Below are 24,479 nucleotides of genomic sequence, written 5' to 3' on the forward strand. Positions count from 1 at the left end.
GTGAGCCTGAACTTGGGAATCGTTGGTCTGCCGAACGTCGGAAAGTCGACGCTGTTCAACGCGCTAACGCGCAACAACGTGCTGGCGGCCAACTACCCGTTTGCGACCATCGAACCGAACGAGGGCGTGGTGCCGCTGCCGGACCCGCGCCTGGACAAGCTGGCGGAGGTATTCGGCTCGGCGCGGACCCTGCCCGCGACCGTGACGTTCGTGGACATCGCCGGAATCGTCAAGGGTGCCTCCGAAGGGGCCGGGCTGGGGAACAAGTTCCTGGCCAACATCCGTGAATGCGATGCCATCTGTCAGGTGGTGCGGGTATTCGCCGATGACGACGTCGTGCACGTGGACGGCCGCGTCGATCCGGCCGCCGATATCGAGGTGATCGAGACCGAGCTGATTCTCGCCGACATGCAGACGCTGGAGAAGGCGGTGCCGCGGCTGGAGAAGGAAGCCAAGACCAAGAAGGACCGTCAGCCACTGGCCGACGCTGCCAAGGCCGCTCAGGAGGTCCTCGACAGCGGCAAGACGCTGTTCTCGACGGGGCAGGACTGGTCGGTGGTGCGCGAGCTGAACCTGATGACCACCAAGCCCTTCCTGTACGTGTTCAACGCCGACGAGTCGGTGCTCGGTGACGACGCGCGGGTCGCTCAGCTGCGGGAGCTGGTGGCCCCCGCCGATGCGGTGTTCCTGGACGCGAAGATCGAGTCCGAGCTGCAGGAGCTGGACGAGGAGTCCGCTGCCGAGCTGCTGGAGTCGATCGGGCAGAGCGAACGGGGTCTGGATGCGTTGGCGCATGCGGGATTCCACACGCTCAAGCTGCAGACCTACCTGACCGCCGGGCCAAAAGAGGCGCGGGCGTGGACGATTCATCAGGGAGACACCGCGCCCAAGGCGGCCGGGGTCATCCACACCGACTTCGAGAAGGGCTTCATCAAGGCCGAGGTGGTGTCCTACGAGGATCTCGTCGAAGCCGGTTCGATGGCCGCGGCGAAGGCTGCCGGGAAGGTGCGGATGGAAGGCAAGGACTACGTCATGGTCGACGGCGACGTGGTGGAGTTCCGCTTCAACGTCTGATCAGCAGCCGAAGAAGTAGCGCTATGCCCCTCCCCGAATCCACCCGCTCAGAAGTTGTGAACTATGCACTCGCCGACTTGCCGGGCGACCTTGCCTGGCACGTCAGCTACTTCGATTTTATTGGCGATTCCGATCTTCGTGGTCGACTCGGACAAGAGTTCTACGCTGCGAGATGCTTATACAAGCTCTGGGAAGGGCTGAGGATTGACGAGCAGTGGGCGAGACAGGCGCAGGTGCAGTTGCAGGTTCAGCAGTATGCCTCGATCTACGAGGCATCCGTCCATCACCTTCTGTTTGTTGAAGCGGCCGACGAACCAATAGTTCAGCGCCTCAATGAGTACCGTGGGCTGGTCCAACGTCTGTTACCGGGCCACATTATGGACCGCATTCGTCGCCTCGATGCTGAGGACGCCAACGACATAGTCGGGGCAGTACTGGCGACGCGCCGCGCGCAAGAGTCAAAAATTCGGTTCGATAGCAAGGTTGCAGCGGCTGTGGAACTTGGAATTCTCGACGAGTCCCTCGGGCGAGAGGTTAAAGGCTTTTACACCGCCCGGAACTACATTCACATCCACGCAGAGATCCAACAGGCCGATTTTGAGTGGCAGGTCTCGTTCGCGCGCAACGCGTATCAGCGCTTGGAGCCATTCAAGTCGCAGGTCTCGTCTTGGCTTGCGAAACGGGCTTGATCAAAGACAAGCATGATCGGCTGTTGAGGAGCCTTCAGGCCTCTCCACAAGTGTTCATCGGTCACACCGGATTAGCGTCCGCGATCAATCAGAAACACTCAGCGCGTGATACCGCTGACCTGGTGAAACATCTGTCACGCTTGATGGATGGCATCCGACATCGTGGTCGCGCTTAGTAGTGACGGTGCGTGAATGGCGACAGGGCAGTACGTCATGTCGTCGATCGCCATCGTCCTGTCACTTCTATCGCTTGGCTGGCAAGTCAAGCTCAACTGGTGGGACCGTCCGCATCTAGTACTTGAAGACGAGCGGGTCACGGCTGAGTTCACCTCGGGAGTGCTGACCGGGTGGTCGACGCGAGTCGTGGTGAGCAATACCGGAAACGCTGAGACGCAACTCTTGGCTGTTCTATGGGAATTCGAGTGTGAGTCTGGTAGGTCGCCGAGTATTCACGTCATGGGCTCTATCCATGGAAGTGGAATGGCCGTCGAGGTGACCGAGTTGCCGGAACTGGAGCGGGGGGAGTACAGGGAGATCCTTCGTGATGATCAGAGGACCGCTTTCGAGCCGACTGTCCTGGGGCGGAACCACGGCCGTACCTACGAGTTTGAACTAGCGCCGATTGCTCTGGAGAGTCTTAAACACTGCCACAGAGCACGGCCAGTGGTGAAGTATGTGGATCGCAAGCGTCGGTTCGGCCCCACGCGCCATGGTGTCGGGATTTCCTATGGGCCATGGTGTCTCACACCGCGCAATGCGCCAGATACCAACCGCTAGGCGCAGTGCGACACGAACGCGTGCCCTATCGATATTCAGATCAGACCTGCTGGGATCGGGTCAGTCGGTGAGCGGTTCGGACAGCTCCGGCAGGTAGCAGCGTGGTCCGTCGGCAACGCACGGGCGCGCTATTTGCTCTCTATCAGTTGCCGTGCTTCGTCCTTCGGCCACCTAACGATGACGGTCCCATCATCACCCGGTAGTTCATCCTCGAAATACGTTGCGATGCTCGGCATTAGCTCCCGTAGTACCACCTATTCGTCGGTCCCGATCGTCGCCGCAACGGCGCTGTAATCGGCACCGCCACCGTTGTCATCGTTGTTTTCGTCGCAGATCTCCATTGCCGCTCTAAGCGTGGTCCGAACTTCGGGTGTGAGTGTCATGGCGACTATTTCGCCTCGCCGGTACGACAATCCCTGATCCCCCGATGCTCGGCGTTAGCCCCCTTAGCAGTGGGGTGGTTGACCTGCTCACAGCCCGCCGATACGCCGCACCCACGGGATGTATCCGCTGTTGATCGGCACTACTAGTGCTAGGCCCCTGCTGCCGGAAAGGCGTCCGGTAGGAACTACGAAGGTGATCTGTGCTCCGGCTGTCGTGGCCAGAGTTTCTAAGACGATGGTCGCCGCTGCTACCGAGTCTGGTTGGTGCTGTCCGGCTTCCCGGCCGAGCATGTCAGCCTCCAGGTCGGACAGCTGGCCCGCGATACGGCACGTCCCGGTCTCCAGTGCGGCGATGAGGCCCTGAGCACGAGAAAGGGCCTAGCCCTTTGGTGGCCAGATGGCGACGGTGATCTTGTGCCAGCTGCCGCTGGTCTCCACCGTAGTTCGCTCGCGGCGTCCCGGCTCGGGCTTCTGTCGGATTGCTTACCTCGGCAGGGGGTTCCAGTCTGAAGCGCCAAGATCGACACAACCGTCTGAATCGACTATGGAAACCCGGAAGCCTTGCGTCCCATGCTGGAAGCGAGCGATGCGAAGCTTGGCCCGTTCAAGACGACCGTTCCAATCGGACGGCGGCACCCCATCACCTTTGAACAGCCAATCTGGCCGCAGGTTGTGTTCGTCGTACCAGAACTGCACCTCTGTTGCCTTGGCGTTTAGCTCGGTGGTGAGGTGGGCGCTGCGCGCGTTCACTTGCTCCCAGAACCACTGATAAAAGACGCGCACTCCTGCCATGTAGCGTTCGATGATCGGCGCGAAGTCAAAGCGATCTGGCTGTGCGCGGAGATACGCCGTTGCGGCTGCTCGCCATTCGTCCCAGCGCAACAACTCGTCGCGGGAGAGCTGCAAGGTGTTCACACGGATCACCGGGCCGCCAGCTTCCCAGGACATGCTCGTACCCAAGCCGGGAACTGGAATCGAATAATGCGTGCAGTAGTTCCGCAGCTTCTGCATGAACTCGGCTTCGCCGCTCTCGAACGTGGCTTTCAACTGTGCTGCATAGTCCGTTGTCTCGAACTCCGAGTACTCACCCTTTTTCGCCGACGGCCACCGATGCCGCATGAGTACTCGCTGTGCGTCAATCAGAGTCGTTATCGACGTGAGGTAGTTGTGGAGCAACCGAACAAGTTCGTTGACGTACTCGTCGGACAGCTCGCGAGCAAAAGTGGTCTGCGAAAGCAGGAACTGTCCAACATGCCTGGACAATTCCTCAGCGTTTCGGCCGAAGGTGTAAGAACATCGATTGAGGGCTTCGAGGTCGAGCTTGAGGCGATACCCCGGGAGCGCCTCAAGGTGGTTCTTGCGCCTCTCGAACTCAGCTGAGAACGGGTCCCTATAGATGGTCTCGGTCTCTGGTTCCTCTGCCACCCTTCGACCGTAGGGCCACGCACGGTCACGCTTCAACGCTTTGGGGGATCAAGCCAGGCGCCGAGCGCGATCGAATTCACCCGATGGGTTCAACCCATTGAGCGCGGGTTGGTCCGGGTTCGAAGGGCTCGCCGAAGTACTGCGTTTCGCGGATCACCTCGCCGTCTTCGAACTCCATGATGCTCACAACATGAAAGGGCTTAGCGTCGTACGTCGCGATGAGCTCGCTGACCCATAGATCGCCCCCACCGGTGATCCGTCGCACGGTGAACCGTTTCCTGTTCGGCTGAGCTTCACGCGAGGCTTGAATGTTGGCGCGCCCACGAATTCGCTCACCAGACTGCGGGTATTCGAGAACCGCATCATCTCGATAGACGCGGTGTTCCGCATCGAAGTCGTTCGCGTCGGAAGCCGCCCAGTGGGCTTCGAGCGCGCTTCGCAGATCCATGTCACTCATGGAGGCCTTTCTTTCGATCAGATGGTTCCAGTTTCCCGGACTTGTCGGGGTCCGCACCTAGCATCTGGCTCACCGCGCTGTCCGCCGATCATCGGCGGCATTCCCAGGAGGTCTACCAATGAGATTCGTTTCGACACGAATCATCACAGCCGACGTCGATCGGTTGGTCACGTTCTATGAGATGGTCACCGAAGCAGTGGCCGTCTGGGGGAATGAACTCTTCGCGGAGATTCCGACACCGGTCGGCACGCTGGCGATCGGCAGCGAGAAAACTGTCCCGCTGTTCGGGCGGGGATCTGCCGAGCCGGCTGCGAATCGCACAGCCATTCTCGAGTTCATCGTGGATGACGTGGACGCCGAATTCGCCCGGCTTCGCGAGCGTCTCGCCGATGTGGTCACCGAACCGACAACGATGCCGTGGGGGAACCGCGCCCTGCTGTTCCGGGATCCCGACGGGAATCTCGTCAATCTGTTCACCCCGGTCACCGACGAGGCGCGTGCCAAGTTCGGGGTATGACTCGTCGTGGACATGTGCGCACGATGAGTTTCGATCCGGGCATTCGACTAATCCGCTGCCGTCTCGTTCAGGATCGAAGTGATGAATTCCGAGCGCGGTGTGAATACGTCGAGGAGACCGACTGCACGCACGGCCGGCGCTAGGTTTCGGAGTTCGCTTTCGATGGCTGCGCGCCGTGGATCTGACTCGGCAGTGGTCTCTAAGAGTTTGGCATTCGCGATGAATGCTGCAACTGTGCCCTTCCGTACGGTGAGTCCGTCGACGGTGGTTGAGTTGTCGGCGTCGGACAGAACGTCCTCGGGGCGAACTGCACCTTCACTTGCCACCGGGACTCCCTTCACGTGGTCGTATATCTCTCTGCGAGGGTAGCAATCTTGCTCTCCGTGAAGGTCGCTATGCAGTGCTGCAGAGGATCTGCCGCGCGTCAGTCCTGCACGTAGGACACGACCGCCATCATTCCGGCTTCGCCGTGATAGATGTTGTGGCAGTGGGTAAGCCACTGCCCGGGATTGTCGGCATCGAAGTCCACCTCGACGGTCTTCATGGGGGCGACGAGGACCGTGTCTTTGCGGGCGCGGTATGTCCCCTTCGCATCTCGGACCGAGAAGGTGTGCCCGTGGAGATGCATGGGGTGGAACATCATCGAGTCGTTGACGAAACGTAGCCGTGCCCGTTGGCCCTCACGTACGGGCAGCCCGTCGCGTGGATCGTAGGTCTTGCCGTTGATGGTCCAGGTGTACTTGCCGACTGGACCGGCCAACCGCACATCGTGAATGACGTCCGCATTGCGCTGGCTCAGTTGAACCTCGGGGGCAGCGCTGAGTGTCGCGGTGTCCAGCGGCACCTGCGACTTCATCAGCATCGCGGTATCTTCGGCGCGCCCGCGCACCGGGGTATCTCCGGAACGCAGAATCATTTGGGCGAAGCCATCTTTGCCCTCGGGTACGGCCACCAGCGGCACCGACGAACCAGGGATGGTGACGACGGCGTCGACCCGCTCGCCCATGGTCACCAGGATGGTGTCGGCCTGGAAGGGTTGCACCGGGAAGCCGTCGGTGTGGGTAACCGTCATCGGCACGCCGGGAATGCTGACCCGGAATGCCGTATCGCCGCCTGCATTGACGATGCGCAACCGCACCCGCTGTCCGGCGCGATAGGTGACGGCCTGCGGATCGGCAGCCACCCGCCCATTGATCAGATAGTGGGGGTACTTCACATCGCCGGCGTCCATCCCCAGCGGCGCGGTCGGGTCCGATCCCATGCCTCCCATCATCGAATGATCCATCGGGGGCATGCCCTTGGCGCGTAGCCCTTCGAGCACCTGGTCGGGATCGGTACCGGTGCCGTCGATCCAGTCATCGAGCGCCACCACCAACTCCTCGTCGTACGCGGTGCGCTCATCGGGGTCCTCGATGATCAGCGGCGCGTACAGTCCGCGATCGATCTGCGTACCGACATGGGGGTGGAACCAGTACGTGCCCGCGTGGGGCACCGCGAACTCGTAATCGAACACTCCGGTCGGCGGTATTTCCGGCTGAGTGAGGCCGGGCACGCCGTCCATGTCGTTGCGCAGGGCGAGCCCGTGCCAGTGCACGGTGGTGGGCGCCGGGAGGTTGTTGACAGTTTGCACACGCAGGATTTCACCCTTGCGAACACGGATCTCCTGGCCGGGTACCCGCCCTCCGTATGCCCACGTCTGCACCTGGGTTCCGGCGAGGTCGAGCTGAGTGGGTCCGGCGTTCAGAGCGAACTGTCTGACCGCGGCCCCCTGGGGTCGCCGGGCCGCTTCCACTGCGGCGACCCGGGCTGAATCAGGTTTAACGCGTTGTGGTGTCGCGGTTCCGGAGGGGTTCCTGGTGCAGGACGCGAGAAATCCGGCTGCGGCCACCGTCATGCCCAGACGGAGGAGCTCGCGGCGGCCAAGCAGTGGTGAATTGCCCGTTGTCATGATGATATGTATACCCCGTAGGGGTATTTTAAGCGAATTGCGTGCTACGGTCGGGGTGTGTTGCCGTCCAGTGGTGAACTGCAACCGGTGTGGCGGGTCCGCGTCGTGTCGGGTGCCCGTGCGCTGGCCGAGGCGACGTGGTGAAAACCAGGGGTTCGTCGCGATCTCGATGGATCGCCGTGCTTGTCGCAGGCGTGATCGCCGCACTGCCGGTACTGCACTGCACGGTGATGGCCGATGCGGCGCTCCCGGTCGTCTCGCACCAGCTCGCTGCGTCCGCGTCTGACGCGGTTGAGGGTGTGGGCCAGCACATCGGCCGGGCCTCTCAGGACTTCACCAGCCAGATCTTCGATGTGATCGCCGGAAAAGTCCGATCCGGTAACGCATTCCGAATGCTATGGGCGGCGGCACTGGTCGTGACCCTGGCTGTTTCGCTGCTCCCTTTGCGGGTGGTGGTCCCACGTGCGCCGCCGCGCCGTCGTGCGTGTGTCACAGTCGTTGGCGGCCGAGCCCGTCTGCAGCAGATCTGCGTGAGTCGGCGCTGATGAATCCCTTGCGGCGGATATGTCCTGCTGCCGCATACGGCTGTCAGTGAAGACTCGCCACACCGAAGTGGCGCAGACGTTGGGAATCGTTATGTACGGACGCCTCATCTTCCACCGCCTCGGCGGCCTCTGTTTGGCCGCGGCCGCCGCTGGTGCACTCATGGCTGTTGGCACACCGCGTGCCGACGCCGGTCCCAAGAACCATGGGAACGCCGACGTTGTCATCACATCCCTGAAGGCCCGGGGAGACAAGGTCGTCATCAATCGGCGCGGCAGCGCACCGCTGACCGAATGCGTTGCGACCTCCGTGCGTGAGGGGCGGTCGGAGTACCGCTGGCAGCGCATCCGTGTGGCCGATCCCACCAGTCCGCTGGTTCAGGTACTGGACTACCGGGTCATGCATGTCAGCGTTGAGTGCTGACCACAGTTAGATAGCGATCAGGTCACATACCCCATGAGGGTATGTTAAATCGTGCTAACCTCGCGTCATGCTGACCGGAGCGCGCCGCACGAGTCGCCGTGGGCGGCTGTGGCTGGTCGCGGTCCTCGTCGCAACGGTCGCGACCCTGCCGATCTTGCACTGTGTGTCCGTCGGTCACGGTGGCGGCGAGGCGCCGCACCATAAGGCGACGCACGCCGCACTCCAGGGGCACGGGCCGTCGGCTACCCATGCACACCTCGACAACGCGGTCCATGAGATGGCATGTCAGACCGCAGACGGGCTGGTCGCACTGGCCCGGGGTTTCAATCCACTGCGGATTCTGTTCGTGCTGGCCGCGTTTGCTCTCGCCATGCTGGTGTTCCAGCCCGTGGCCGCCCACCTCTCGCGCGGTCCACCACGTGCCGTCGGCTATCACGGGGCCCGAACGGGCCGCGACATTCTCACCAAACTCTGCGTCATTCGGCGCTGATCGGTCCCTCGGGCAAAGCGGAGTTCCGCAATGCCCGCACGCCGTCATCAGCTTCCCGGCCGTCTCATGCGGCCCCCACGCAGGGATTCTCAATGAACAACAGCATTGCTCTGTCATCTCGTCGTAGCTGCACACACCTAGGGCCTAAGTTCCACGACCCCAACACACTGGTGGGCAACACCCCGGTGCTGTGGGTATCGGAGCCATTCGCGACGCCAGGCACCGGCTTCTGGGCCAAGCTCGAAGGTCACAACCCCAACGGCATGAAAGACCGGCCCGCGCTGCACATGATCGAACAGGCCAGGGCGCGGGGAGAACTCAAGCCAGGTGCCATGATCGTCGAATCAACCAGCGGAACACTGGGGCTGGGACTGGCCCTGGCCGGAATCATCTACCGGCACCCGGTCACCCTCGTCACCGACCCGGGCCTGGAGCCCATCGTGCGCAGCATGTTGACCGCCTACGGCGCTCGGGTCGAGATCGTCACAGAACCACATCCGATCGGAGGATGGCAGCAGGCGCGTAAAGATCGTGTCGCCGAAATACTTGCCGCCGAAACGGATTCGTGGTGCCCTGATCAATACCAGAACCCCGACAATGTCGATGCCTACCGCGGGCTCGCGGAAGAACTGATCGACCAGCTGGGAACCGTGGATACCCTGGTCTGCTCGGTGGGAACCGGCGGACATTCCTCGGGTGTGGGACGTGTACTGCGGGAACACAATCCGAACCTGCGACTGGTAGGTGTCGACACCATCGGCTCCACGATTTTCGGGCAGCCTGCCAGCTCACGCCTGATGCGCGGCCTCGGGTCGAGCATCTATCCGGGCAATGTCGACTACGCCGCATTCGACGAAGCGCATTGGGTGGCACCGAATGAGGCCGTCTGGGCGGCCCGGACCCTGGCCGCTGCGTACCACGCCAGCGGCGGATGGAGCGTCGGGGCAGTGGCATTGGTCGCGGGGTGGGTGGCACGGACCTCGGCTCCCGGATCCCGCGTCGCGGCGATCTTCCCCGACGGTCCGATGCGTTACCACGGCACCATCTACGATGACGACTACTGCCGCAGCCACGATCTGTTGGACCGCCCTCCGGCGCAGGAACCCGACGTGATTGACGATCCGTCGGATCGGGTGGTGGATCGATGGACCAGGCTGACCCGCGTGATCGACCCGATCGGGAGAATGGCGTGATCGAAACCTTGCGCCAGTTCCGGTCTTTCGATCGGCCCAGCCAGATCCTGATGGTGAATCAGTTCGCCATCAACGTCGGCTTCTACATGCTGATGCCTTACCTCGCCGGATACCTGGCCGGGCCATTGGGTTTGGCCGCGTGGATGGTGGGGCTGGTGCTGGGTGTCCGGAACTTCTCTCAGCAGGGCATGTTTCTGGTCGGCGGCACGCTGGCCGACAGATTCGGATACAAGCCGCTGATTGTGGCGGGATGTCTGTTGCGTACCGGCGGATTCCTGATGTTGGCCTTCGTCGGCTCCCTGCCGGCGATACTGATCGCCTCGGCGGCAACGGGTTTCGCGGGTGCTCTGTTCAACCCCGCGGTGCGCGCCTACCTGGCAGCAGATTCCGGGGAACGCCGGGTGGAGGCCTTCGCTGTCTTCAACGTCTTCTACCAGGCGGGAATCCTGTTCGGGCCGATCGTTGGACTCGCATTGACGGCATGGGACTTCCGGATCACCTGCGCCGTCGCCGCAGCGGTTTTCGCGGTCCTGACGGTCATCCAGTTGATGGCGCTGCCGCCGAACCGCACCGAGCAGGAAGCGGAACGCCAGCCGGTGCTCGCCGACTGGCGTTCGGTGGTGTCCAACCGGGCCTTCCTGCTGTTCTCCGGCGCCATGATCGGCTCCTACGTGCTGACGTTCCAGGTCTATCTCGCGCTGCCGTTCCAGGCGGCCCTGCTGACCGGCGACAAGAAGTCTGAAACGGTGTTGGTGACAAGCATCTTCGTGGTGTCCGGATTGGTCGCCATCGCCGGACAGGTGCGACTCACCGGGTGGCTTTCCGTGCGATTCGGCCCCAGCCGCAGCCTGGTGCTCGGAATGCTGGTCATCGCGGCAGCCTTTGTGCCGCTGATGCTGCTACCCACAGCGGCGGCGGCAGGGCAACTCGCTGCCGTTGGTGCGCTGCTGCTGGCGGCGGCCCTGCTGGCCGTGGGCACCATCGCGACCTTCCCCTTCGAGATGGACACCGTGGTCAGGTTGGCGCGCAACAGGTTGGTGGCCACGCACTATGGGCTGTACAACACGATTGTCGGCGTCGGCATCTTGGCCGGGAACCTGCTGACCGGATCGATATTCGGCTACACCCAGCAGCACGGCAAGCCGGCATTGTTATGGGTATCGCTGGCCGGGATCGGGCTGGTGTGCGCGGCGGCGCTGTTCGCGTTGCGGCGGGCAGGTCTGCTGGACCAGGGCAGGGAAGTGGCGCGGGCTGCCAATGCCTGAGTAGTTTGTGGAGGCCATGACCAGCCCCGCTAAACCCATCAACCTCGTCAACCTCGAGAGTGTTTCGAAGTCATACGGCGTCAAGCCGCTGCTCTCGAACGTCAGCCTGGGGGTGCAAGCGGGAGACCGCATCGGGGTGGTGGGCCTCAACGGCGGCGGCAAGACCACGCTGCTGGAGGTGCTCGCCGGTGTCGAACCGGCGGATCAGGGCAGAGTGAGCCGGACCGGTGACCTGCGCCAAGCCGTAGTCACCCAGCGCGACGATCTTGAAGGCGAGACGGTATTCGACGTCGTGATCGCGCCCCTGGGCGTCGCTGAACACGAATGGGCCGGGGATGCGCGCATCCGTTCGATCCTCGAAGGGCTTGGAGTGGCGGCCCTCGGCCTCGATCGGCGCGTGGATGAGCTGTCCGGAGGCCAGCGGCGGCGCGTGGGGCTCGCCGCCGCACTTGTTCGCGATCTGGACCTGCTCATTCTCGATGAGCCGACGAACCACCTGGACGTCGAAGGCGTCCAGTGGCTGGCCGAGCATCTGCTGGCGCGGCGCACCGCGCTGGTCGTCGTGACCCACGATCGGTGGTTCCTGGACACCGTGGCCACCCGCACCTGGGAGGTTGTCGACGGCAGCGTCGAATCGTATGAAGGCGGTTATGCCGACTGGACGTTCGCCCGTGCCGAACGAGGGCGGCAGGCCGATGCCGCGGAGGCGCGCCGCCGCAATCTCGCGCGCAAGGAGCTGGCCTGGTTGCGGCGCGGTCCACCTGCGCGAACGTCCAAGCCGCGATACCGAATCGAGGCGGCCGAGGCCCTGATCGCCGATGTGCCGCCGCCGCGAGACTCTGTGGCGCTGAGCGCATTTGCGCGTCGCCGCCTGGGCCGTATCGTCATCGAGCTTGAGGACGCGACGGTGACGACACCCGCCGGTGAGGAATTGGTGCGCGATCTGACCTGGCGCCTGGCTCCGGGCGAGCGCATTGGCCTGGTGGGCGTCAACGGATCCGGAAAGACGACTCTGCTGCGCGTGCTTGCCGGTGCGGTGCCGTTGGCGGCCGGACACCGCAAGGAAGGCAAGACGGTCAGCATCGGCTGGCTGCGCCAGGAGCTGGACGACCTGCCCGGCGACATCCGGGTGCTCGATGCGATCGAGTCGATCGCATTGCGGATCACGCTGGGAGACAAGGAGCTTTCCGCCTCGCAGGTTGCCGAGATGCTCGGATTCAGCCCGGCACGTCAACGCACGCCGGTCGCCGACCTCTCTGGTGGAGAGCGTCGCCGGCTGCAGCTGACCCGGGTGCTGATGGCAGAGCCGAACGTGCTTCTTCTCGACGAGCCCACCAACGACCTGGACATCGAAACCCTGCAGCAGGTCGAGGATCTGCTGGACGGCTGGGCCGGCACCCTGGTTGTGGTCAGCCACGACCGGTATCTCATCGAGCGGGTGTGTGATTCGACGTGGGCGCTGTTCGGTGACGGCAAGCTGACCAATCTGCCCGGTGGCATCGAGGAGTATCTGCGCCGGCACGTCCAACCCACCGCGGCCCCCACCAAACCGGCGCCCGATCGTGGCCGTGATGGTGCGGCGCTGCGCGCCGCGCAAAAAGAGCTCGGACGACTCGAACGGTCCGTTGCCAAGCTGGGGGAGCGAGAGGCTGTGTTGCATGAGCGGCTCGCTGAACATGCCACCGACCCGGACCGGGTGGTGACGCTGACCGCCGAACTCAATGCCGTCGTCGCCGAGAAGGACGCGGCCGAGGTGCAGTGGATGGAACTCGCCGAAGAGCTTGAGTAGCCCACGCGGGCGTGATCCTCAATAAAAAGCGAGGGCAGTCGGTGTGACTGCCCTCGCTCTAGAACTGAATGGATGAGTGAGAAACATCCGGGACTTGGCCCGGCATGCGATGCGCTACGCGCCTCGCCGATGCGTCCCCCTATGGGGTTCGCCTACCTGCCGTTATACGGCTAGCGGGAACCACTCATCGGTCTGCTCCGAGTTGTCGCCCTCAACCAGCATCTCGCCGCTGTAGATGGCTTCGAAGTCGATCTCGATGACCGTGGCACCGAATTCCTCGTTCGTCATGTACTGAACAGTAGGGGTCACTATTAAGAAATCATTGAGTTACGAATCGGAAAAGTCTGGCAATTTTCGCTAGACGCATCGGCGCAGGTCATAGACCATGAGCGACCTTGCTGAACTCTTAAGAAAACGGGTTGGTGCCCTTAATGAGCACCCACGCGGCGATCGCGCCCCCGATTCCGGCGATGAGCAGCACCGATGAGACCGCGGAAGGCCACTCGTCGCGGCCAAATCGCCCGTCCACAGAGATGCGTCCCGGGCCCAACAGCAGCAGCGCCATGGCTGCCGCGCCGAGCACAAGGGGGAACTGCACGGCCGGGCCCGATTGCAACAGGTCGTTTCGCGCCACATAGGTCTGGGTTGCGACGTAAAGCATCGAACCCAGCACGGCACTGGCGCCAAAGGGAGTGAGAAGTCCGGCGACCAGCATGGCGCCCCCGATGCTGTAGACACCTGCGAGCACACGAGCCGCCGTATCGGGATGCGCAAGGATCGGCGAGGAGCCCAGTTGTGCGAACTGCTCGGAGGCGAACACGATGTTCAGCCCGCTCCAGCACAGCGTCGCTCCCACCGCGACACGCAGGACCAAGAGTCCAATATCGTTGCGAGTCAACGGATCGCTGTACTGCTTGGTGCTCGGCACGCCGGAAGTCTATGGCATGAGGGCTATGGTGAATTCGCTATGGCGGCGGTCCATTCCCGGTATGACGACGGCAACGACATCCCCGGCATACCGTCCGTGCGGGTGGCGCGCGCCGAACTGACAGCGATCACCGCGATCACCGCTCTCGTATTCGGTTGGGCCAGCAGGGGGTACGGGTACTTCTTCGACGAGGCCTACTTCGTTGTCGCGGGCCGCGACCATTTGTCGTGGGGATACTTTGACCAGCCCCCGCTGGTGCCCCTCATCGCGGGCCTCGCCGACAACATCGCGCCCGGCTCCCTCTGGGTGCTGCGCCTGGCGGCGACCGCTGCGGTGGCAATTGGCACGTTGATGTGTGGGCTGATCGCCGCTGAGTTCGGCGGCGGCCGCCTCACACAATCCCTCGCGGCCATCGCGTACGCCACCGCGATGTTCCAGATCCTGGCCCACTGGCTGCAGACACCGGCCATCGATCCGGCGCTGTGGTCGGTGGTGTGCTGGCTGTTGGTGCGCTGGACCCGCAGTCTCCGGGAACGACTGCCCGACGATCGGCTGCTGCTGTGGGCGGGAGTCGTCACCGCGATCAGCATGCAGACCAAATTCCTGATCCCGGCGCTATGGCTTGCGGTACTGCTGAGCGCGGCGGTCCTCGGCCCGCGGGTGCTGCTGCGCAGCCGGCAATTGTGGATTGGGGCGGGTTTCACCGTCGTGGCCACCATCCCGACCCTCATCTGGCAGGGCACCCACGGCTGGCCATACCTGCGGATGGCCGGAATCGTGGCCGCGGAGTCCGAACGCGGGGCGGCGTTGTTGGCGGGCATGCTTATCGGTTCGGTGTTCATCGGACTGGTGCTGCTGCTGGCCGGGGTTGTGGCGCTGCTGGCGGCGCCGTCACTGCGCGCCTACCGATACCTGGGCGTGGCTGCGGTGCTGGTGGGAGCGTTCATGTTCGCCTCTCATGGACGTGCCTATTACGCCATGGGGCTGTACGCCTTGTTGATCGCCGCGGGCGCGGTGGGACTTTCCCGGTGGCGCCCTTCCCGGGCCGCGGCACGGGGCGTGGTCTACGGGCTCATCGGGGTGGTGACGGCCGCATCGGTGATCATGGCGATCGTCAGGCTGCCCATCGTGTCCGAAACCGCTGCCGCACGCTGGTTTTCCTGGGCGGGCGAGATGGGGCCCACCATGCTTGCCGGTGGCGATCACTCCACGGAGGGCCTGCGCCAGGTGGCGCGCGACACCTACGATTCGATGCCGCCCGAGGTACGTGACCGTACGGCTCTGGTGCTGCAGATCTATCCCATGGCCGCCGCCTATGACGTCGAGGCCGGACGCGAGGGCGTTTCCCGTGCCTACAGCTTCCACCGCGGGTACTACTACTTCGGGGCGCCGCCGGAATCGATGACGGACATGATGTACATCGGCGTCGATGCTCCGGATTCCGCACTTGCCCAAGGGTTCCGCGGGGTGCAGCGAATCGAGCTGCTGCACGCCTCCGGCGAGGACGAGACACAGGTCTACCGCTACTACGGCAGAATTGCGCCGTGGCAACAGCTATGGGACCAGTGGCGCACCTACAAGTAGGCGGCTCATCCGTCGAACAGATGGCACCCCGCGACGCCCAGATGTACTGGATGTCGACCAGACTCCCGAACGATCAGTTCCTGCTGTTCTGCTTCGATTCGCCGACGCAGGATGTCGCCGCCCTGCGGAACACGCTCGCCGCGCGCGCGTCGCGCATCGCGGATCTGCGGGTGCGGGCCGTCGACGTCGCCGGACACCTCGATTACCCGTACTGGGCGCCGCGTGACGAATCCCAGGTGCCCCTGACGGTGCACTCGCTGCCGGATTCCAGCTGGACGCAGTGCCGATCCGCGATCGCCGCACTGCTCACGAGCACCGTCGACATTCGCGAAAACCCTTGGCATCTTCACCTTTTCCCGGGAGTGCATGGCGCACCGAGGTCATCGGGTCCGGCGCTTGTCGCGGTATTGCAGGTATCGCACGCATTGGCTGATGGTCAGCGGGCCACCGCGGCCGCGCGGGCATTGTTCGGCGATGCGGCGGGGGAGGCCGGGCTGCTGCCGGAGGTACCTGGTTATGCCGCACTGCGAGGGCTGGCAGGCTTTCCGGTGAAGCTGGGTCGGCTGCTGAGTGCGAGCCGCGATGGCTATCGGGCTTACCGTCAGCAGCAGGAGCTTGTCGCGGCGGGTGAGTTGGAGCCGGAACCGCAGGGATTCCCACTGATTTCACTGAATGCGCGGCCCGATGAGCATCGGGAGATCCGGATGATCGTGCGGCCACGCGATGAGCTTCGCGCCGACGACGTGAGCGTGACCGTCGCGGTCCTCACCGCGATCGGCATCGCGCTGCCGCAATATCTGCGCGACCACGGACAGTGGGTTCCCGAACGGCTGGGCGCGGAGGTAACCGTCGCATCCGCCGGTGAATCTTTGGCGCGCAATAATTTCCGCAATGTTGGCGTCGACCTGTGCTGGGGTGAAACGGATCTACGCGCCCGGGCGCGGAAGATCGCGGACGGTATCGAGAGCAGGCGCCGTCGCGCCATGCACCCGGTGCTGGTCGCGCAACGTGCTGGAGGCGCGGCGCTGCCCGCGCCGATGATGTGGGCGGGTGTCAACGCCTTCAACACCGACCTGATGCCACCCACCGTCGCGGGCAACACCGTGGTGTCGAGCGTGGTGCGCGGTGCTGCCGATCTGACGTTAGGCGGTGGACGGGTGGTGTTCACCGCCGGATTCCCCGCGCTGTCGCCGGTGATGGGCCTGACCCATGGGGTGCACGGCATCGGCGACACCGTGACGGTGAGCGTGCACACCAGCGCGGCAGTGATGCCCGATGCCGATCACTACGAAGACCTGTTGGCCGACGCGCTCACCGAGGTATCTGCCCGGTTGCGATGAGTTTTCTCGTCGGCGCGGGTCGATACAGGTATGCCGACGATTACTCCATGCCTGTGGTTCGATACTCGCGCCGAAGAGGCCGCCAACTTCTATGTGTCCGTGTTTCCGAACTCCCGGATTCTCGAGGTCACCCACTACGGACCGAACACCCCCATGCCGGAGGGCACGGTGCTCACCGTCGAATTCGAGCTCGACGGGCAGCGGTACACCGCGCTGAACGGTGGACCCCAGTTCACGTTCGATGAGGCGATCTCATTTCAGATCGACTGCGGGTCTCAAGACGAGGTTGACCGCTACTGGGAGGCGCTCACGACTAACGGGGGAGAAGAGTCCCAATGCGGTTGGCTCAAGGACAAATTCGGGGTGTCCTGGCAGGTGGTCTCGCGCGAGCTGATCGACCTGATCTTCCACTCTGATCCCGTGACCGGTAACGCGGCGATGCAGGCCATGATGACCATGCGCAAGCTCGATGTGGCCGTCGCCAAGGAGGCGGTGGCCGCGGCGCAGTCCGGGTCTTAGTCGTCGTCTCCGAAGTCGTTACCTTTGCAGGCTGATGGTGAGGGTCTGATCATCGGTTCTCCAGCGAGTGGCGGATGAGATCACGACTGCGCCGGCTTCGGATGCGGTGAATTTCCATCCCCTGAGTACGTCATCGGGGTCGTTGATCGTTGCCAGGTCGCTGACCGGATGGCCGACAGGTAGACGAAGCGCCCCGATCGACCCCTTGATCGTTTCGATGCGACCACTGTCGTTGACGACCTTCAGATCAAAGTCGGGCTGGAGCCTTGCCGGCGCTACGGCCACGAGCAGACGGCTCGTCCCCGATGACCAATTCTCGACGATGTCGCCTGGCCGAATGTCCTTCATGTCGACTTGGTCACCGGCAAGCACAGCAGTAGGCGAGTAGGTTCCGAGTACTGCCAACTGAGTCTGCATGGCTGCCTCGCCCGAGCGCTGGGCTGTGAACGGCTGAGTGCCGGTACACACGGCGATTCTTTCGTTGACAGCGCATTGGATCCCCGTGGCCAGCGCAATGGTCACTTGTGGAAAGGTGCCAATCTGAGCGTGGCTGGTCGTTGTCGGCGCAGGTGCCGTCACGGCGGGCGGTGCGGTGGACTGCACCTCTTGTGTCGCGGTGGGCGGCGCCTCATGCCCGGTGCAGCCGCCTGCGGTCGCCGCCACAGCCAACGCTAGAAGCATGCTTGCGATCATCCGGCTGATGTGGCTCAGGCCATCCGCGCAACGCACGCCCGTCACGGTCGCACCTAGTTTGTGTGGGGTTGTGGTCATTCGATGCCTACCTTCCTTAGTGGGTGGTTTGCCGCTGCGGCATAGCGTCGTACTCACATCACGGGCGCGCCGGACGGACTGCAGCCGATGCTCGACGGCTAGTTACGGTTTGCCGAAGGTGTTGCGGGGCTGAAATACGCGCTGCAAGTGGGCGAGTATTTCTGGGATCAGGCCGATGTCGTTAGACGTTGTCGAGGGTGTGCGTTGTTGAGGTGGCTGGTGGCGGAGCTTTCGGGATAGGTCCAGGGGTCGGTGAAGACGGTCCACAACTGGTAGCGGTTGAGGTCCTCGGCGGTTTCGTTGACCTTGGTGAAGATCTTGTCGGCCTTGTCGTCAGGCAGCGGCAACTCCATCTGGGGCTGGCTGTGCCAGAACTCGGCGGCGACACAGTGGATGCGTTTGAGCCAAAGCATGGCCTCATCGACCGCGGGCGCCAATGCGCCTGCCATGCGGGCAGTTTCACGCGACGCAAGCTGTCCCAGCACATCGATGGCTTGATGCCGGTCGGGCATATCGGCTACTTCTCGTCGCCGAAGTCGACGTTCCAGCCCATGGACTTGTAGCGGCGTTTCTCCGACTCGCGGCGTTGCTTCTCGGCACGTTCGTGCTCGCTCCAGTCGCCGATGACGCCGGGGGATGCCTTGGGCAGATCGCCGAACAGCTCGTTGCCGTTGTCCCAGTTGATGAGGAACTCCGGAGTCTGGTGTTCGTCGTCGTCTTCGCCCTTGCCGCCGCGGCCGTGGGCGCCGCCCATGGGAGCCATGCCCATGCCGCCCATACCCATTGCGCCACCACGGACTCCGGCACCACCGATGCCGGCGGCGTTGGTTCCGGCGCCGCCCGGGCTGGGAACACCTGCGCCACCGCGCAATGCTCCTGGGCCGCTGAGGGTTCCGGTACCCGAGCCTGACCCTGAGCCTGAGGGGGAGCCGAAACCTGCGGCGGTCGTGTTGCCGGGCGCCAGGCCTGAGCCGTCCTTGCCCAGGCCGCCCGCGAGGCCACTGAGTGCATTGCCCAGGCCACTGCCCGAACCACCGGATCCGCTTTGGGGGCTGCCACCGCCCGCGCCACTTCCTCCGCCCGAACCCGCGCCCTGGCCTTGTCCGCTCTGGTTACCCGAACCGTCGCTGAAGGCAGGCTTGGTGTTCTTATCGGCGAGGCCATTGGCCAGATTGTTTGAAGAGCTGGGGTTTTGGCCGCCACCGCCGCCGTTTTGGCCGCCACCGCCACCACCGTTGTTGCCAGATTCGGTTCCGTTGCTGGGCTGCTGAAGCGTGATGTTGCCGGGGTTGTTGCCCTGGGGTGGCCGCACGTCGGTGACATTGTCGCCCTCGCGAACAACCGGCTCGCTGAATAAGCCAACCATCTGTAGGCGCGCGAAGAACTGCTCCTGGTTTTTCCGCTGCTTGATCTCGGCATCGGAGTATCCGGACTTCTTCATGTCTGCGGCAGCGGCATCAGACATCGGCGGCTCGATCTTCGACTTCGCGGTGCTCATCGCGTCGCCCAGCGGCGGCATCCTGTCGGCCACGTGCCGGATACTGATGATGCCCCGTTCTGACGCCCGGAAATACTCGGACATGTTGTTCTGCAAGGATTTTGCGGCCTGGCCACGCCAATCTTCGACTAGCATACCCTGCACTTTGCCGCCGAGCGTGTGCATGATGTCGCCCAGCTGCTCCGCTATGTTGTTGATCGATTCCTGGGCTGCCTGCGGGCTGCCGGTCTGGAATGCCTGGGGCAGCGTTGTAGATCGACTGGTGGTCGTGGCCTTCCCAGTGCTCCTTCTGGATTTGCTTCTTCCCCATGTCTTCTCCTCCTGAAAACTTTTGGCTCTAAGGTATTTTCGGCTCGATCTGCTTCATGATCTGCAGGGCCAACGGGCATTGGTCGTAGCGTTGCTCGGTGAGATCGGTCTTTAGATCGACCTGAACAGTGGCGATTGCTTTTTGCGACGGAATTGTCACCGAGCAGCTCATACCGTTGACGTCGTGAATGAGCCATCCAGATCGCGCACCAACGGTGACCTGCTCATGACGGTCCCACCTGTCGTTCGGCTGTTCTAGCTTCGATAGAGGGGTATCCACCGCGTACACCTTGATAAACCAATCTGGCCCACCCCAAATGCATCCACGTACTCGCTGTCCGAACGCGGTCTGGTGGGCGTCACGTTTGTTGGTGGGGTCGACATTCCACGTCGCGACGTCCGCATCTGTGATCGCAGTGCACGCGGCGAAGGTAGTTCCCTTCACCGGGTCGCTGTCGGTGCTTGTTGTCGTGGAGGACACGCTGGCGGACGATGAAGTCAAGCTGGATGACGAGGCGGATCCTGAGGTAGGCGTGCCTTGGATTCCCTCGTGTGAACACCCTGCAACGAGCGCGGTCGAAACTGCGGCAACGGCGATCGATTTCATCTTCATTAGTTCGAGCCTCCTGACCTGTCAGCTGGTGATGGGCGGCGGATAGACACCCAAGCCATTGCTGTCGATCGTGTCGCCTCTGAGCTGTTCGAATGCTTCGGTGTTTCGGTGCTCGGTGTTGTCGTATTCGGTCTGCGCCACCTTGGCCCACTCTGCCCACGTCTTAACCGTCTTGATGTGGGCGTTAATGACGGCGAGAACGGAGTCGGATTCGCCAGTGACCAACTCTCGAAGTGCGTCATTCCAGGAAGTGCCTTCGGCGCACGAGCCCATTCCGAGGTCGGTTTGAAAGGCCCCTGCATCGTTGCGTAGCGCCTCGAGCTTGTCGACCGCTGCGCTGAACTCCTGCGAAACCTTCGTTGCGGCTCCAGGCGCTAGATGCAGCTCGTTCATATCGAGCCCTGAGTCTCCGGGCATGGACTCTCCCCTCGCTGGTCAAGCAGACATGTTTGTCCTACATATACGTCTGACGTCAGATGAGCCGTTTTGGTTCCATGATTTTTCGGGTGGGTCAATCTGCGGGAACCAGGAAGATTATGGAACCGAACCGGGCGCTGCCTCGTCAGAGCATTACATAGGGGCATAAGTGCTGTTGAGACGAGGGAGAGCCAGACATGTCGACCGTTGCGGGTTCATCGGGTGGACACCTGCATCTGGACCCGGCCGAGCTGCAGACCCATGCAGACCGGCTTCATGGACACGCTTCGGATCTCAAAGAGGCGCACGAGGCCGCTCATCGTGCGATGACGGATGCGCAGGCCGGTTTCGGATCGGGGCGGGCGGCCCAGGCGCTGAGTAGGCGGATTTCCGATTGGCAGAAGGAAACCGCAGACCATCACGCTGAGCTGACCAGCCATAGTGAGAACTACACATCGTCTGCTGCAAAGTTGGTAGAGCGCGATGCGGCCAATCGTGGCCGCATCGAGCAAGCTGGATCAGGCAGCACGGTCTAAACGGGGGAACGTTATGGGGATGACGCTCGACGAGCTACAGAACTGGCCACCGCAGATCAAGGCGCTTGCGGACGCCGCGTCGAAACGTGGTGAGGCCAGCCAACAGGCCGCCGACAAGGTTCAGGCCATCGTCGATGTGTCCACCTGGAAAGGCGACGCGGGCGATGCAGCAAGGGATGCGATGACGCGTTCTGCGGCTCGATTCCAGACCGCAGGATCCCAGGCGACCGCTGTCGCGATGCAGGCCAACAAAGCTTATGGAGAGTCTCAAACGTTGGCTGCTGACATCGGCTCTTTCCTGGCTGATGCTGCCGCGCCTCCCGCTGTGCTCATTGATCCCAAAACCAATGGCGTGACACCTCCCGATATCACTGGGATGGATAAGGATCAGCTACAGAAAGTCATCAACAAACTCAAGGATCTCAAGACCCGTGTGACAGGTCTGCTGGCGCGCGGTGACACGCTCGATGACGAGCTGGCTCGCGTGCTCGACGAAGGCACCGGCGGAAACACCATGGCAGACAAGCTGTCTGGGGAAGAAATGCGGCGGCCGGAAATGCGTCAGCGTGCCGAGCAGGATGTTCAGGATGCGCTAGCGGGTGACGAAGAGGCTGCGAAGCGGGTTGAGACCGTTCTGAACGGCATAAAACCCGGACAGGAATTGACCGCCGAGCAAGGCTCGTACCTCAGTCAGATGCAAGCCCAACAGAAGGGCATGACGGTCGAGGAACTCAAGACGGCCGAAGCGCGGTTGGGCGATCAGAAGCACATCATCGGAGATTCGTGGCAGTTGATGAGCAACGAGAATGTGCGGTTCCCGAAGACTGAAACGACGGTAGACGCCCTCGACGATCCGAACAACGTAGTCAAGGGCGGCTTCGATCAATTGCCGGATTCAGTGAGGAACACAATCTCGAACGGTGGGTACGACACACAAGCCGATCCCCGCAAGATTCAGGACCTGACTGATGTCACGGACATGGTTCGGGATGGAAGACGCGAGCTGCAAACCGGTACGGAGATTGATCGTGAATTAATCCGGTTGGCCGACCGGAGGATGGATTTGCCTCCCCCGTCGGATGATTGGCAGGTGAGAGATATTTTTACGTCTGCTGGGCGTGATCATCAGGTGATCCACGACCAACTGCTCGGTACCCGCGGCGACAACGGTGACGACTTTCTGCACGACATCACAAACGTGCCGTGGGCAGATAAGGGCGCGGCTGCGGGTTCACTGTTCGGCTGGACAAACGAGCAAGCGACTGGCCCCGAGGCCGATATTGCCGCGGAGACCGCCGAGAAGTACGCGCAATACATCGGCTCGCACAAGGATGAGTTGCTGACCGATCGCGGCCCCTTTGCCAACCAAACGCTTGGGCAGGCCAACCCCGAACTGGTGAAGGCGTTTGCCCATGGGCTAACTCCATACATGGATGACATCGCCAGCGTCGCTGGCGCTGGCCGCGACGGCGACAAGTTTGATCCACTGGATCCCACGAACTCGGAACGGCCAATTGCCAAGGGTCTGTTCGCAGTTTTGGGTACACAGCAGGATGCGTATGTGGAATTCAACGGAGCCGCCGATCGCCTTGCACTCGACAGAGCGCACAACTACGCCGAAGACGTCAAGAACGGCGTACCGGTAAGCAAAGATGACGCGAGGCTTCTTGACTCAGCGATCCTCAAAGGTTTAGTCGCCTCGGGTACCGCTGAGGGACTGCATGCGATCGGTCTCAACGATGCCGAGGCTCAGAAATGGCGTGGCTACGCCTACGACGCGGGAGCGAAAACGCTGTTGGGTAGTAACCCACTTGTCGGAGCATTTGCGGCCGCGATGAAAGATTCGATCATCGGCGCGCCACCGAATACCTCCACACCGGTGGTGCCCAACATGGGGGCAGATGAGTCCGCGCGCTTCGTGCTCAATGCGCTCATCGCAGACGGAGCTCCGGTTCCGGGGGTTGATCAGGCCTACATGGTTAACGGACACTTCGGCACGCTAGCGGAATTGAAAGACCGCGAAATTATTCTGTCGGACTCCGAGTACCAGCAGATACTCAACAACGTCTTGGATAACACGGTGGGCAAAGAGAACAATCCGTCGGCGCCATTTGCGCAGAAGTACGAGAACGTCATCAAGCGGCCGGACGCGAACAAATGACGCGTATCCGGGCATTCTTTGCGCTCGTCCTAGTAGTGGCTATGCCGGTGGCGGGATGTCGCTTCTTCGACAGGGACCAACCTGAGATCCAGCGTTGGGGCGGTTTGTTGAGCGAGCTTCGGGTCCAGTGGAATGCCGAGCCCGGCATCGACCTCTTGACCGGCCCGGCTGTCCCAGTACGCGCATACATGGAGTCAAGATTGTTGGCTGAGTACATGGGCGACCTGCAATACGCGTACCCGGGATTCACCGACGTGGTAGCAACCGACGAAATGCGGGGCATCCTAGGCACCGGCTACCGCCAGCCGAATGTGAACCACCCCACGACATCTGCGCTGGTTGGCAACGTCCGTTACCGCATCCTGTCGGTGCGCCGCTCCGGACGGGATCTCGCTATCACACTCTGCAACTACCCCTACGGGATTGCCTCGCAACAGAACGGCACTTTCGCCAGCGCGGGCCGAGCGGTTGGAGACACTCCTGGCGTGTACGCCATGCGGGTCGATCTAACCTCACCGGCGGGCGAGCCGTCCCCCCCGCTGCCCCCGCAGGCCGGGCCCGCGCCGGCCCCCGGAAACAATGTTTTCGGCGGCTGGCAGATCACCGGTTTCCTAAATGACCTATTCACCAGTGACTCTGGATTCGAAACAGTGTGGCCCACCTACGATGCCGACCGCCAGGCCTGTATCGACAAGGCGCCTGATCCGCCGGAGCGGCGCGCTTTCCTCATCGACGGCGAGCATCCCCGCAGTGACTTCCCGACGGAGCCTCCCAGCCCGGGTTGGCCGGGGTCCTGACCCCTGGCCCATCCTTCGCCGAGCGCATACTGC

At 62.8% G+C, this 24,479-nt stretch carries 28 protein-coding genes and 1 pseudogene; 16 read left to right on the forward strand and 13 right to left on the reverse strand.

From position 1 onward, the window contains the following. The 3 genes from ychF to RHO23_RS02165 all read left to right on the forward strand — a co-directional run bounded on the left by ychF (position 1) and on the right by RHO23_RS02165 (position 2,540). Positions 1 to 1,074: a redox-regulated ATPase YchF gene (gene ychF / locus RHO23_RS02155; RefSeq protein ID WP_030094714.1), complete on the forward strand. Its 1,074-nt coding sequence runs from the start codon at positions 1 to 3 to the stop codon at positions 1,072 to 1,074. Between the two features lie 23 nt (positions 1,075 to 1,097). Next, positions 1,098 to 1,763 (forward strand): hypothetical protein, encoded by a 666-nt coding sequence (locus RHO23_RS02160; RefSeq protein WP_423488620.1) that lies wholly within the window; start codon positions 1,098 to 1,100, stop codon positions 1,761 to 1,763. Positions 1,764 to 1,955: 192 nt separating this feature from the next. Next, positions 1,956 to 2,540: a hypothetical protein gene (locus tag RHO23_RS02165; RefSeq protein ID WP_423488621.1), complete on the forward strand. Its 585-nt coding sequence runs from the start codon at positions 1,956 to 1,958 to the stop codon at positions 2,538 to 2,540. 254 nt (positions 2,541 to 2,794) lie between these two features. Here the strand turns inward: RHO23_RS02165 and RHO23_RS02170 are convergent, their stop codons facing one another. From RHO23_RS02170 to RHO23_RS02185, 4 genes are all read right to left on the reverse strand, one after another. Further along, the gene (locus RHO23_RS02170; RefSeq protein ID WP_423488622.1) at positions 2,795 to 2,923 is read right to left on the reverse strand and encodes a hypothetical protein; all 129 of its coding nucleotides are present in this window, start codon (positions 2,921 to 2,923) and stop codon (positions 2,795 to 2,797) included. A gap of 87 nt (positions 2,924 to 3,010) precedes the next feature. Then, a complete protein-coding gene (locus tag RHO23_RS02175) occupies positions 3,011 to 3,214 on the reverse strand; it encodes a hypothetical protein (RefSeq protein ID WP_423488623.1) in 204 nt (67 codons plus the stop codon). 192 nt (positions 3,215 to 3,406) lie between these two features. Next, positions 3,407 to 4,348, reverse strand: coding sequence for a hypothetical protein (locus RHO23_RS02180; protein WP_423488624.1), 942 nt, complete (start codon positions 4,346 to 4,348; stop codon positions 3,407 to 3,409). A gap of 76 nt (positions 4,349 to 4,424) precedes the next feature. Further along, complete coding sequence (locus tag RHO23_RS02185) at positions 4,425 to 4,805, reverse strand: nuclear transport factor 2 family protein (protein WP_415384478.1); 381 nt, start codon at positions 4,803 to 4,805, stop codon at positions 4,425 to 4,427. Between the two features lie 118 nt (positions 4,806 to 4,923). Here RHO23_RS02185 and RHO23_RS02190 point away from each other — a divergent pair, with 118 nt between their 5' ends. Beyond that, on the forward strand, positions 4,924 to 5,322 hold the full coding sequence (locus RHO23_RS02190) for a VOC family protein (protein WP_423488625.1): 399 nt from the start codon (positions 4,924 to 4,926) through the stop codon (positions 5,320 to 5,322). Positions 5,323 to 5,369: 47 nt separating this feature from the next. On the opposite strand, the gene RHO23_RS02195 is transcribed toward RHO23_RS02190, so the two are convergent. Then, complete coding sequence (locus RHO23_RS02195; protein ID WP_030094719.1) at positions 5,370 to 5,648, reverse strand: hypothetical protein; 279 nt, start codon at positions 5,646 to 5,648, stop codon at positions 5,370 to 5,372. 98 nt (positions 5,649 to 5,746) lie between these two features. Continuing rightward, positions 5,747 to 7,270 carry a multicopper oxidase family protein gene (locus RHO23_RS02200; protein ID WP_423488626.1) on the reverse strand — a complete coding sequence of 508 codons (1,524 nt, stop codon included), beginning with the start codon at positions 7,268 to 7,270 and terminating at the stop codon, positions 5,747 to 5,749. Positions 7,271 to 7,449: 179 nt separating this feature from the next. On the opposite strand from RHO23_RS02200, the gene RHO23_RS02205 reads away from it, so the two are divergent. From RHO23_RS02205 to RHO23_RS02230, 6 genes are all read left to right on the forward strand, one after another. Then, a complete protein-coding gene (locus RHO23_RS02205) occupies positions 7,450 to 7,815 on the forward strand; it encodes a hypothetical protein (protein ID WP_064408045.1) in 366 nt (121 codons plus the stop codon). Between the two features lie 46 nt (positions 7,816 to 7,861). Continuing rightward, on the forward strand, positions 7,862 to 8,236 hold the full coding sequence (locus RHO23_RS02210; protein WP_057979790.1) for a hypothetical protein: 375 nt from the start codon (positions 7,862 to 7,864) through the stop codon (positions 8,234 to 8,236). Positions 8,237 to 8,303: 67 nt separating this feature from the next. Next, positions 8,304 to 8,726 carry a hypothetical protein gene (locus RHO23_RS02215; protein WP_109535937.1) on the forward strand — a complete coding sequence of 141 codons (423 nt, stop codon included), beginning with the start codon at positions 8,304 to 8,306 and terminating at the stop codon, positions 8,724 to 8,726. A 167-nt stretch (positions 8,727 to 8,893) separates the two neighbouring features. Beyond that, positions 8,894 to 9,919 (forward strand): PLP-dependent cysteine synthase family protein, encoded by a 1,026-nt coding sequence (locus RHO23_RS02220; RefSeq protein ID WP_064410187.1) that lies wholly within the window; start codon positions 8,894 to 8,896, stop codon positions 9,917 to 9,919. A gap of 8 nt (positions 9,920 to 9,927) precedes the next feature. Further along, positions 9,928 to 11,184: an MFS transporter gene (locus RHO23_RS02225; RefSeq protein ID WP_423489152.1), complete on the forward strand. Its 1,257-nt coding sequence runs from the start codon at positions 9,928 to 9,930 to the stop codon at positions 11,182 to 11,184. Between the two features lie 7 nt (positions 11,185 to 11,191). Continuing rightward, on the forward strand, positions 11,192 to 12,973 hold the full coding sequence (locus RHO23_RS02230) for an ABC-F family ATP-binding cassette domain-containing protein (protein WP_078284193.1): 1,782 nt from the start codon (positions 11,192 to 11,194) through the stop codon (positions 12,971 to 12,973). Between the two features lie 162 nt (positions 12,974 to 13,135). On the opposite strand, the gene RHO23_RS02235 is transcribed toward RHO23_RS02230, so the two are convergent. Beyond that, positions 13,136 to 13,261 (reverse strand): hypothetical protein, encoded by a 126-nt coding sequence (locus RHO23_RS02235; RefSeq protein WP_044104255.1) that lies wholly within the window; start codon positions 13,259 to 13,261, stop codon positions 13,136 to 13,138. A 118-nt stretch (positions 13,262 to 13,379) separates the two neighbouring features. Continuing rightward, complete coding sequence (locus RHO23_RS02240) at positions 13,380 to 13,901, reverse strand: DoxX family protein (protein ID WP_057969266.1); 522 nt, start codon at positions 13,899 to 13,901, stop codon at positions 13,380 to 13,382. 39 nt (positions 13,902 to 13,940) lie between these two features. Here RHO23_RS02240 and RHO23_RS02245 point away from each other — a divergent pair, with 39 nt between their 5' ends. Genes RHO23_RS02245 through RHO23_RS02255 form a run of 3 tightly spaced genes read left to right on the forward strand, consistent with a single transcriptional unit; the run spans position 13,941 to position 17,344 of the window. Next, positions 13,941 to 15,485: an ArnT family glycosyltransferase gene (locus RHO23_RS02245; protein WP_057969267.1), complete on the forward strand. Its 1,545-nt coding sequence runs from the start codon at positions 13,941 to 13,943 to the stop codon at positions 15,483 to 15,485. Next, positions 15,458 to 16,825 (forward strand): WS/DGAT domain-containing protein, encoded by a 1,368-nt coding sequence (locus tag RHO23_RS02250; protein WP_057969268.1) that lies wholly within the window; start codon positions 15,458 to 15,460, stop codon positions 16,823 to 16,825. The genes RHO23_RS02245 and RHO23_RS02250 overlap by 28 nt, the downstream gene beginning before the upstream one ends. 30 nt (positions 16,826 to 16,855) lie before the next feature. Further along, positions 16,856 to 17,344: a VOC family protein gene (locus RHO23_RS02255; RefSeq protein WP_057969269.1), complete on the forward strand. Its 489-nt coding sequence runs from the start codon at positions 16,856 to 16,858 to the stop codon at positions 17,342 to 17,344. Between the two features lie 18 nt (positions 17,345 to 17,362). Here the strand turns inward: RHO23_RS02255 and RHO23_RS02260 are convergent, their stop codons facing one another. The 5 genes and pseudogenes from RHO23_RS02260 to RHO23_RS02280 all read right to left on the reverse strand — a co-directional run bounded on the left by RHO23_RS02260 (position 17,363) and on the right by RHO23_RS02280 (position 20,952). Then, positions 17,363 to 18,082: a hypothetical protein gene (locus RHO23_RS02260; RefSeq protein ID WP_057969813.1), complete on the reverse strand. Its 720-nt coding sequence runs from the start codon at positions 18,080 to 18,082 to the stop codon at positions 17,363 to 17,365. Between the two features lie 200 nt (positions 18,083 to 18,282). Beyond that, positions 18,283 to 18,627 carry a hypothetical protein gene (locus RHO23_RS02265; protein ID WP_057969814.1) on the reverse strand — a complete coding sequence of 115 codons (345 nt, stop codon included), beginning with the start codon at positions 18,625 to 18,627 and terminating at the stop codon, positions 18,283 to 18,285. Between the two features lie 5 nt (positions 18,628 to 18,632). Beyond that, a pseudogene (locus RHO23_RS02270) lies at positions 18,633 to 19,923 on the reverse strand (hypothetical protein). A gap of 27 nt (positions 19,924 to 19,950) precedes the next feature. Further along, positions 19,951 to 20,535, reverse strand: a complete 585-nt coding sequence (locus RHO23_RS02275) for a DUF3558 family protein (RefSeq protein ID WP_234798287.1) — start codon at positions 20,533 to 20,535, stop codon at positions 19,951 to 19,953. Between the two features lie 21 nt (positions 20,536 to 20,556). After that, positions 20,557 to 20,952, reverse strand: a complete 396-nt coding sequence (locus RHO23_RS02280) for a hypothetical protein (protein ID WP_070942702.1) — start codon at positions 20,950 to 20,952, stop codon at positions 20,557 to 20,559. A gap of 197 nt (positions 20,953 to 21,149) precedes the next feature. Here RHO23_RS02280 and RHO23_RS02285 point away from each other — a divergent pair, with 197 nt between their 5' ends. From RHO23_RS02285 to RHO23_RS02295, 3 genes are read left to right on the forward strand one after another with little or no spacing between them, the layout of a single operon-like run. Then, positions 21,150 to 21,488: a WXG100 family type VII secretion target gene (locus tag RHO23_RS02285; protein ID WP_070942701.1), complete on the forward strand. Its 339-nt coding sequence runs from the start codon at positions 21,150 to 21,152 to the stop codon at positions 21,486 to 21,488. Positions 21,489 to 21,507: 19 nt separating this feature from the next. Beyond that, positions 21,508 to 23,649 carry a WXG100 family type VII secretion target gene (locus tag RHO23_RS02290; protein WP_070942700.1) on the forward strand — a complete coding sequence of 714 codons (2,142 nt, stop codon included), beginning with the start codon at positions 21,508 to 21,510 and terminating at the stop codon, positions 23,647 to 23,649. Further along, complete coding sequence (locus tag RHO23_RS02295; protein WP_070942699.1) at positions 23,646 to 24,446, forward strand: hypothetical protein; 801 nt, start codon at positions 23,646 to 23,648, stop codon at positions 24,444 to 24,446. Before RHO23_RS02290 ends, RHO23_RS02295 begins: the two co-directional genes overlap by 4 nt. Positions 24,447 to 24,479: the final 33 nt, after the last annotated feature.

Source organism: Mycobacteroides sp. PCS013 (assembly GCF_049532645.1).
GTDB classification, from domain to species: domain Bacteria; phylum Actinomycetota; class Actinomycetes; order Mycobacteriales; family Mycobacteriaceae; genus Mycobacterium; species Mycobacterium gwanakae.

Coding starts and splice junctions, on each gene's coding strand:
- RHO23_RS02160 (WP_423488620.1), top strand. CDS start 1,098: ATGCCCCTCCCCGAATCCACCCGCTCAGAAGTTGTGAACTATGCACTC.
- RHO23_RS02165 (WP_423488621.1), top strand. CDS start 1,956: ATGGCGACAGGGCAGTACGTCATGTCGTCGATCGCCATCGTCCTGTCA.
- RHO23_RS02170 (WP_423488622.1), bottom strand. CDS start 2,923: ATGACACTCACACCCGAAGTTCGGACCACGCTTAGAGCGGCAATGGAG.
- RHO23_RS02175 (WP_423488623.1), bottom strand. CDS start 3,214: ATGCTCGGCCGGGAAGCCGGACAGCACCAACCAGACTCGGTAGCAGCG.
- RHO23_RS02185 (WP_415384478.1), bottom strand. CDS start 4,805: ATGAGTGACATGGATCTGCGAAGCGCGCTCGAAGCCCACTGGGCGGCT.
- RHO23_RS02190 (WP_423488625.1), top strand. CDS start 4,924: ATGAGATTCGTTTCGACACGAATCATCACAGCCGACGTCGATCGGTTG.
- RHO23_RS02200 (WP_423488626.1), bottom strand. CDS start 7,270: ATGACAACGGGCAATTCACCACTGCTTGGCCGCCGCGAGCTCCTCCGT.
- RHO23_RS02215 (WP_109535937.1), top strand. CDS start 8,304: ATGCTGACCGGAGCGCGCCGCACGAGTCGCCGTGGGCGGCTGTGGCTG.
- RHO23_RS02235 (WP_044104255.1), bottom strand. CDS start 13,261: ATGACGAACGAGGAATTCGGTGCCACGGTCATCGAGATCGACTTCGAA.
- RHO23_RS02245 (WP_057969267.1), top strand. CDS start 13,941: ATGGCGGCGGTCCATTCCCGGTATGACGACGGCAACGACATCCCCGGC.
- RHO23_RS02250 (WP_057969268.1), top strand. CDS start 15,458: ATGGGACCAGTGGCGCACCTACAAGTAGGCGGCTCATCCGTCGAACAG.
- RHO23_RS02255 (WP_057969269.1), top strand. CDS start 16,856: ATGCCGACGATTACTCCATGCCTGTGGTTCGATACTCGCGCCGAAGAG.
- RHO23_RS02265 (WP_057969814.1), bottom strand. CDS start 18,627: ATGCCCGACCGGCATCAAGCCATCGATGTGCTGGGACAGCTTGCGTCG.
- RHO23_RS02275 (WP_234798287.1), bottom strand. CDS start 20,535: ATGAAGATGAAATCGATCGCCGTTGCCGCAGTTTCGACCGCGCTCGTT.
- RHO23_RS02280 (WP_070942702.1), bottom strand. CDS start 20,952: ATGCCCGGAGACTCAGGGCTCGATATGAACGAGCTGCATCTAGCGCCT.
- RHO23_RS02285 (WP_070942701.1), top strand. CDS start 21,150: ATGTCGACCGTTGCGGGTTCATCGGGTGGACACCTGCATCTGGACCCG.
- RHO23_RS02290 (WP_070942700.1), top strand. CDS start 21,508: ATGACGCTCGACGAGCTACAGAACTGGCCACCGCAGATCAAGGCGCTT.
- RHO23_RS02295 (WP_070942699.1), top strand. CDS start 23,646: ATGACGCGTATCCGGGCATTCTTTGCGCTCGTCCTAGTAGTGGCTATG.